Source organism: Halosimplex salinum, from assembly GCF_003730195.1.
Lineage (GTDB): Archaea > Halobacteriota > Halobacteria > Halobacteriales > Haloarculaceae > Halosimplex > Halosimplex salinum.
On the sequence record NZ_QWGG01000006.1, the window covers coordinates 271,599 to 278,289 of the forward strand.

General features: G+C 54.9%; 5 protein-coding genes. 2 read left to right on the forward strand and 3 right to left on the reverse strand.

Features of this window, described 5'->3' with window-relative positions; genetic code table 11:
* The first annotated feature begins 48 nt into the window (after positions 1–48).
* On the forward strand, positions 49–1,335 hold the full coding sequence (locus tag D1409_RS16730) for a glycosyltransferase family 2 protein (RefSeq protein ID WP_235853593.1): 1,287 nt from the start codon (positions 49–51) through the stop codon (positions 1,333–1,335).
* Between the two features lie 27 nt (positions 1,336–1,362).
* Entirely contained in the window at positions 1,363–2,460 is a 1,098-nt protein-coding gene (wecB, locus tag D1409_RS16735) for a non-hydrolyzing UDP-N-acetylglucosamine 2-epimerase (RefSeq protein ID WP_123538127.1), read from the forward strand.
* Positions 2,461–2,500: 40 nt separating this feature from the next.
* On the opposite strand, the gene D1409_RS16740 is transcribed toward wecB, so the two are convergent.
* The 3 genes from D1409_RS16740 to D1409_RS16750 are packed head-to-tail and all read right to left on the reverse strand — an operon-like array spanning position 2,501 to position 5,708.
* Complete coding sequence (locus tag D1409_RS16740; protein WP_123538128.1) at positions 2,501–3,421, reverse strand: NAD-dependent epimerase/dehydratase family protein; 921 nt, start codon at positions 3,419–3,421, stop codon at positions 2,501–2,503.
* Positions 3,422–3,459: 38 nt separating this feature from the next.
* Positions 3,460–4,689 carry a glycosyltransferase gene (locus tag D1409_RS16745; protein WP_123538129.1) on the reverse strand — a complete coding sequence of 410 codons (1,230 nt, stop codon included), beginning with the start codon at positions 4,687–4,689 and terminating at the stop codon, positions 3,460–3,462.
* Positions 4,686–5,708, reverse strand: coding sequence for an NAD-dependent epimerase/dehydratase family protein (locus tag D1409_RS16750; RefSeq protein WP_123538130.1), 1,023 nt, complete (start codon positions 5,706–5,708; stop codon positions 4,686–4,688). The genes D1409_RS16745 and D1409_RS16750 overlap by 4 nt, the downstream gene beginning before the upstream one ends.
* Between the last annotated feature and the right edge of the window lie 983 nt (positions 5,709–6,691).

Consider the following 6,691-nt stretch of genomic DNA (forward strand, 5'->3'; position numbering starts at 1 on the left):
GTATTTATTGGTGGACAGTAATACCGAGATAACGATAAGGATCGATGGATGACTGAAGCAATGGACCGAAGCGCTGACCGCCCGCTCGAGTTCGGTTCCCGCGACAGAGCAGTTGTCGCGATCCCTACAGGGGCCGGCGATCCGGGCGGGGTCACGACTACGATTCTCCGTGCGAAAGAGCGCGGCCATCATGTCTTTGTCTATTGTGAAGACCCCTCCACCGAGGCCGCCGAGTTCGCCCGGGAACTCGGTGCGACGGTAATCGAACGTCGTCCAGCCCTCGAGTTCGACGAACAAGTCCAGACTGACGCACGTGACGAGGGATTTCCGGGTGTCATCGAGTTTGAAACGCCCGAGGAACGTCTCGATTTCGAGTACAGTCTTTCGAAGTTGAGAGAAAGCACTGCGTATAGCGTCGTTGGCGGAATTAAGTACGATGCCGATTCGAATCTTCTTATCGGGATCCCGACGTACAATGAAGAAGTGGGGATTGGAAGTGTTGTCCTGTCCGCGAAGTCGGTCGCGAGAGAAGTTATCGTCGTAGATGACGGTAGCACCGATGACACAGTCGAAATCGCGAAAGAAGCCGGTGCGACGGTCGTGGAACACGAAGAGAACAGTGGAAAGGGCGCGGCCATCCAGACGTTACTGGACGAGGTCCGGACCCGAGAGTTCGATGCGTTCGTACTTCTGGACGGTGACGGCCAACACGACCCAGACGAAATTCCGGCCGTCGCTGAACCGATCGTCGAGGACGATGCGGAGTTGGTGATTGGGAGCCGATACCTGGACGACGGTACCGAAGACGAGACACCGACGTATCGGCGTCTCGGACAACGGGTTTTGGATCTTCTCACCTTCGGTCCGTCACAGACTCACGTGACGGATTCGCAGAGCGGATTCCGGGCGCTTTCTCCGCGCGCCGTCGACGAACTCGCGGTGACGACGGACAACTTCGGCGTAGAAACCGAGATGATCGACCTCGCTTCTCAAAACGACCTAGAAATCGTCGAGGAACCGATCGAAGCACGTTACGAGGGAATCGATGGACAGACACAGAATCCGCTTCGACACGGTCTCACAGTCGTCGCCTTCATACTGCAACTCGTCCGTGACAGGCATCCGCTCCTCTTTTTCGGTCTTCCGGGTCTCGCTTTACTCGTGATCGGCGCTTACTACGGGCTCGACGCCGTCGTTATCTATCGATCCACTGGCCGGTTCTACCCCGCGAAGGTTCTCGTGAGTGGTTTCTCGACGATCCTCGGTGCTATCGGGATCTTCCTCGGTCTCGTACTGAATCGTATCAGCAACATGCTAGCAGCACTCGACGAGTAGGATACCCCACATCCACCGCTTTAGTCCATGATTCACGAAGATCACCACGTCGCGATCGTCCTCGGGACCCGCCCTGAAATAATCAAACTATCCTCGGTCATCCGTGAGTGTCAGAAACGGAAAATCCAGTTCACGCTTATCCACACAGGCCAGCACTACTCCGATGAACTGGATAGCGTCTTCTTCGAGCAACTAGAGCTGCCGGCCCCTGACTATCAATTGGCGGTCGGTTCGGGGTCACACGGTGAGCAGACCGGGGAGATGCTCGCCGAAATCGAACGTGTTCTCCTCGACGTAGAGCCTGATACGGTTCTCGTTCAGGGAGACACGAACTCCGTGTTGGCGGGCGCCATCGCCGCGAGTAAACTCCCCGTCGATATCGGACACGTCGAAGCGGGGCTCAGGAGTTTCGACCGTGAAATGCCCGAGGAGACCAACCGAGTAGTCACAGACCACGTCGCGGACTACCTGTTCGCACCGACTGAGACGTCTGCAGACTACCTCCGTGACGAAGACCTCGACGAGGAACGCATCTACGTCACTGGAAACACGGTCGTCGACGCAGTTCGAGAACACCAGGCGCTCGCCGCGAAAAAAAGCACCGTACTCGAGGATTTTGGGCTGGACTCTGGTGAATTCGTGTTACTGACGGCCCACCGGGCGGAGAACGTGGACGACCGTGAGCGATTCGATGGGCTACTCACAGGTGTCGAACGTGTCGCCGTGGATCTCGATACCGAAGTTATCTACCCGATCCATCCGCGAGCGAAGAATCGACTCGACGAGTTCGAACTCGAAGTCCCAGAACGCGTCCAGTTAGTCGAACCTCAGGACTATCTCGACTTTCTGGAGCTAGAACGGGCAGCATCGCTCATTCTTACCGATTCTGGCGGCGTACAGGAGGAAGCATCCATTCTCGGCGTCCCCTGTGTGACGCTCCGGGACAACACCGAACGTCCGGAGACCATCGACGTTGGCGCGAACCGCTTGGTCGGTGTCGACCCGAACGCGATCCGAGACGGAGCCGTCGAGATGTACGAAACATCTTCTGCGTGGGAGAATCCGTTCGGTGACGGAACTGCAGCGGAACGAATCCTTGAGGCAGTCGCCGACCGCTCGGAATAATAAACGAGCCTCCTCGCTGTCCCAGAATCAGAGGGGGCACCTACAGGTCGTATTCGGATTTGAACCACTCGATAGTCTCCGGGATGCCCTCCTCTGGCGGCACCTGGGGGTCGTGGTTCAGGTGATCACGCGCTTTGGTACTGTCGATACGTTTCACGTCTGTCGTCATCTCCTCTTTTTCTTCGTACGTGACGATACCGTCGTCCTTGTCGAGGTAGTCGAGGATTAGATCCGAGAGCTCTCCGATAGAGATCTCCCAGTCTGGGTTCCCGCCGAGGTTGTACACTTCTCCCGGGTGGAAGTTGTCGACGATATTTGCGAGCGTCCGCGCCGTGTCTCCGACGTAGTCGAAGATGCGTTTGTGGCCCTCGTACACGGTGTACGGCTTGTCGTTCAAAGCGTGCCAGATGAATATCGGAACGACACCTCGATATTCACTGTAATGCTCCTGCGGGCCGTAACAGTTAACTGGACGAACCATTACTGACTCCGTGCCGAATTTCTCCATAGCATTCCTGACCTGCATCTCGTTGACTCGTTTTGACATCGCGTAGTCGTTCATCAACCGGAACGACTGCTCTTCGGTCAACTCTTCAGTCATCGTCCCGCTGTGGTCACCGTACACCTCTGCGCTCGAGAAGTCGATCAGTCGGAATCCCTCGTCTGCCTGAATCCTGAGGATGTTCTTCGTCCCGACGGCGTTCGTCTGCCAGAGGTTCTCGTAGTGGTCCTCACCGTTCCAGCGACCATACTCGGCCGCTGCGTTGTACACGTAGTCGAAGTCGTGTTCGTCGAATACATCCCGTAGCTGTCGATACTCGCCGATATCGACGCGGTAGTGGCGTTCGTCCGGTGAGAAATCGATGTCGAGCGTCCAAACGTTGTGGTCTCGTTCTCTGAGTTCGTTGACCAGATTAGCGCCGATAAATCCTGTTCCACCGGTCACGAGTATGTCTGCCATTACTTTCCGAACAGACCTGCGCCTTGCTTAAACATTCCTCACTCTGTCGAGGGAATCGCCGTCGAGTCGCGGCTTGGAGGATCAGATCCGTCGGTGACCATTTCGAGGTGGTTCTCGAACTGCTCAGCCAATCGCGTCCAGTCGTGTTTATCGGCGTATCTCAGACCTTCTCGGACACGTGCATCGTACTCGTCAGACTCCAGGAGATCGAGAATAGTATCGAACGCGTCATTCGGGCCGTCGGTGTACACGACGCCACTCTCCTCACCGAACTCCTTTTCCAACCCCGGAAGCCGCGTCGCAACGACCGGGCTCCCCGACGAAAGGTACTCGTACATCTTTATCGGGACGATGTCGTGCATCGTCTCGTTGTGTTCGGCGGGCAGGAGACAAACGTCTGCGTAGTCGAGATAGTTGGGAATCTCTTCGAACGGAACGCGTCCGGTGAGGACGAGCTGGTCTCCCAACTGGTCCTGTTTAATCTCTTTCAGTTCGTCGTACAGGTCGCCCTCTCCGACGACGACCAGTTTGAGGTCGTCGTGTTCGTCCGTCGCTGCCAGATCCTGTGCGAGTTCTCGGAGACCCGAGAACTCGTAGAGCCAGCCCATGAAGAACAGAACCGTCTCGTCGTCTCCGATATCTACCGGTAGGTCGACGGTATCACTATCGCCTTCTCTGTATCTATCGACGTCGACGCCGCCCGGAACCACACGGGTAACGGCGGGATCTGCTCCCAGATTTACCGCATACTCACGGAGCCCCTCGTTTATCGTATAGACGAAGTCAGCCCGTTTGACCGCACGAGATTCGACAATCTTTGCGACCCGCTGGAGGGCCCGATTCGAAAGGAGAGTGTGCAGGTGATCGATCAGGTAATACACGAACGGCACGTCGTTCGCACCGGCCAGACGTGCGGCGAGATACGCGTTCAAGATCCCGAACCCGACGACTACGTCCGGCTGAAACTCGTCGAACTGCCGGTTGAGCTCCCGTGAATGGGCGGGAAGGATCGACGCTTTGTCCAGCAGGGGGAACTTGAGCATGGCGGGCCTGATCAACGAGATCTCGGCGTCGTCGACGATCTGGGACTCGGGAGCGATCTCCTCTCGGCCGCGATACCGTTCCGACGAGTCGGTCTCGCGCCAGAGGAACTCGAAGTCCACGACTCGGACTTCGTGGCCCATCGTCTCCAGGCGCTCAAAGAGGTGATGCTGCTGGTGTGGGCCCCGCTCGATCCAATCAGTCTCCTGGACTACAAGTATCCTCACGCTGGATCGTGGTCTTCGAACTCCTCACTCGCTGCTGCCTCGATTCGGTCCCTGTTGTCTTCGAACCACTCGTGGACATCGTCCAGTCCGTCGGCGAACGATGTCGTTGGTTCATAGCCGAGAACGCGCTGAGACTTCTCTATCGAGCCGACGATCTGCGGCTTGTCGTCCCACTCTCGTCGCTCCCTGAACTCGATGCCTGCACTGTTCTCAACCCTGTCGTTGATCATGCGCGCCATCTCGACGACTTCCGTGTCCTGTCCAGTGGCCAGGTTGAACGATTCGCCGACAGCGTCCTCCACGACCGCCATTCGGAGCAGTCCATCCACTATGTCACCGACGTAGGTCCAGTCGCGCGTCTCCGTTCCGTCACCAGTGATAGGCAGTTCTCGGCCGTGACTGGCCCAGTAGAAGAAGTTCGGGATGACGTTACGATATTTCCCAGGTACCTCTCCTGGACCGAAGGAATTGAAGAACCGCGCGTTCGCAACCGGGAGGTCGTAGAGATTGTTGAAGTACTTCGCGTACATCTCCCCGAGCTGTTTCGTGATCTGGTACGGTGTGCCGTGGTCGATCGTAAAGTCGTCTTCTTCGAAGGGAATCTCCGCGTCACCGCCATAGATTCCACAGCCGGACGACGCATAGACGAACCGGTCAAGGTCCCGCATCTGGGCGTACTCTAGAAGTTTGAGCGTCCCCATCCCATTGATGCGGAGATCGGTTTCGGGATGATCGACGGAGTTCTTGTTCGCGAAGTGTGCTGCTAGGTGGAATACGTAGTCAAGATCACGTTTGAACACCCGCTTGAGTTTCTCTTCATTGAGGATGCTCCCTTTGATGGTGGTTATACTGCTGTCGTGGGGGATTAGCCACTCGTATCCAGAAGAGAAGTCATCTAGAATGACTATTTCAGAGGTGTTGTGTTCAGAGAGTTTCGAAATTAGATTGCTCCCGATGGCCCCTGCTCCGCCAGTAACGAGGACAGTCTTTCCATCGAACGCTGTACTGAGTGATTTCATAACAGTAGCTCTTTCGGGGCGGCTATTAATGTCTTTGACAGTGCGTGGATTGTCGATCTCATCAGTTTAGTTGTAAAGAGCCGATATGAAATATTTCACGTATTCCTTCTCCCTTTACCCAGAGTAACTGACTAAATGAGTACAACCGAATATGATCGATTGCATAATTCCTGTACTCGGAACGGTGTGCCACTTCTAATACGGAATCCTGAGGCGCCCAATTTCAGTTACAGACTTCTCTCGGCCTTTGATAAAGAAATTAGATCCCGCACTTGATCTTACCTAAACCAAAATTGAATATGCGATTCATATAGTAATATTGCATGTATGCGTAACTAGAATTGAATATGTGTGCAAAGATGGCGTTATGGAACCGGGCGGCCGGATACCAATCTTGCATTCTAAACGGCCCTCCATCGAACATCTCTAACCACGTAGTGGTTAAGACTCATCCGGTGCGGCAGCGATGAGCAGCAGAGAATTCGGAGATAATCTATAATCGCCAACACATCGAAATGCTATTGGATCGATCAGGAGTCAATATAACCTAGATCTTCGAGACTATCTCGTACTTCATCAGTTATCTCATCGGGCTCATCACCCAATCGGTTACCTGTAGATCCTATCATAGAATCACCGATGTAGGCCTGTTTGTCTTCGATTAGCTGTTCTAATTCAGATCTCACTCCTTCTTGCCGTATAGCTGGTTCCGATTCAGATCCGCCATGCGGAACATTATATAGGTCGAAGTTCTGACCATCGTCGGTAAATAGTTTCCAGTCACCTCGCCGGACTCCGATTAACCTATCTTTTACTGTGAAGAAAACTGGGTCATCTTTCTCCCGCTTGATGTTTTGGTATGTGTTTACCCCGAGGATTCGACGGCAGGCACAGCGTGAGTCTGTGAGACCATCTCGTTGTTTTCGACGACGCGCTTGAGTTCCGCGTAGGGATTCCGTCCCTGCTGGCGCCACGTCGCCAGC

Coding starts and splice junctions, on each gene's coding strand:
- D1409_RS16730 (WP_235853593.1), top strand. CDS start 49: ATGACTGAAGCAATGGACCGAAGCGCTGACCGCCCGCTCGAGTTCGGT.
- wecB (WP_123538127.1), top strand. CDS start 1,363: ATGATTCACGAAGATCACCACGTCGCGATCGTCCTCGGGACCCGCCCT.
- D1409_RS16740 (WP_123538128.1), bottom strand. CDS start 3,421: ATGGCAGACATACTCGTGACCGGTGGAACAGGATTTATCGGCGCTAAT.
- D1409_RS16750 (WP_123538130.1), bottom strand. CDS start 5,708: ATGAAATCACTCAGTACAGCGTTCGATGGAAAGACTGTCCTCGTTACT.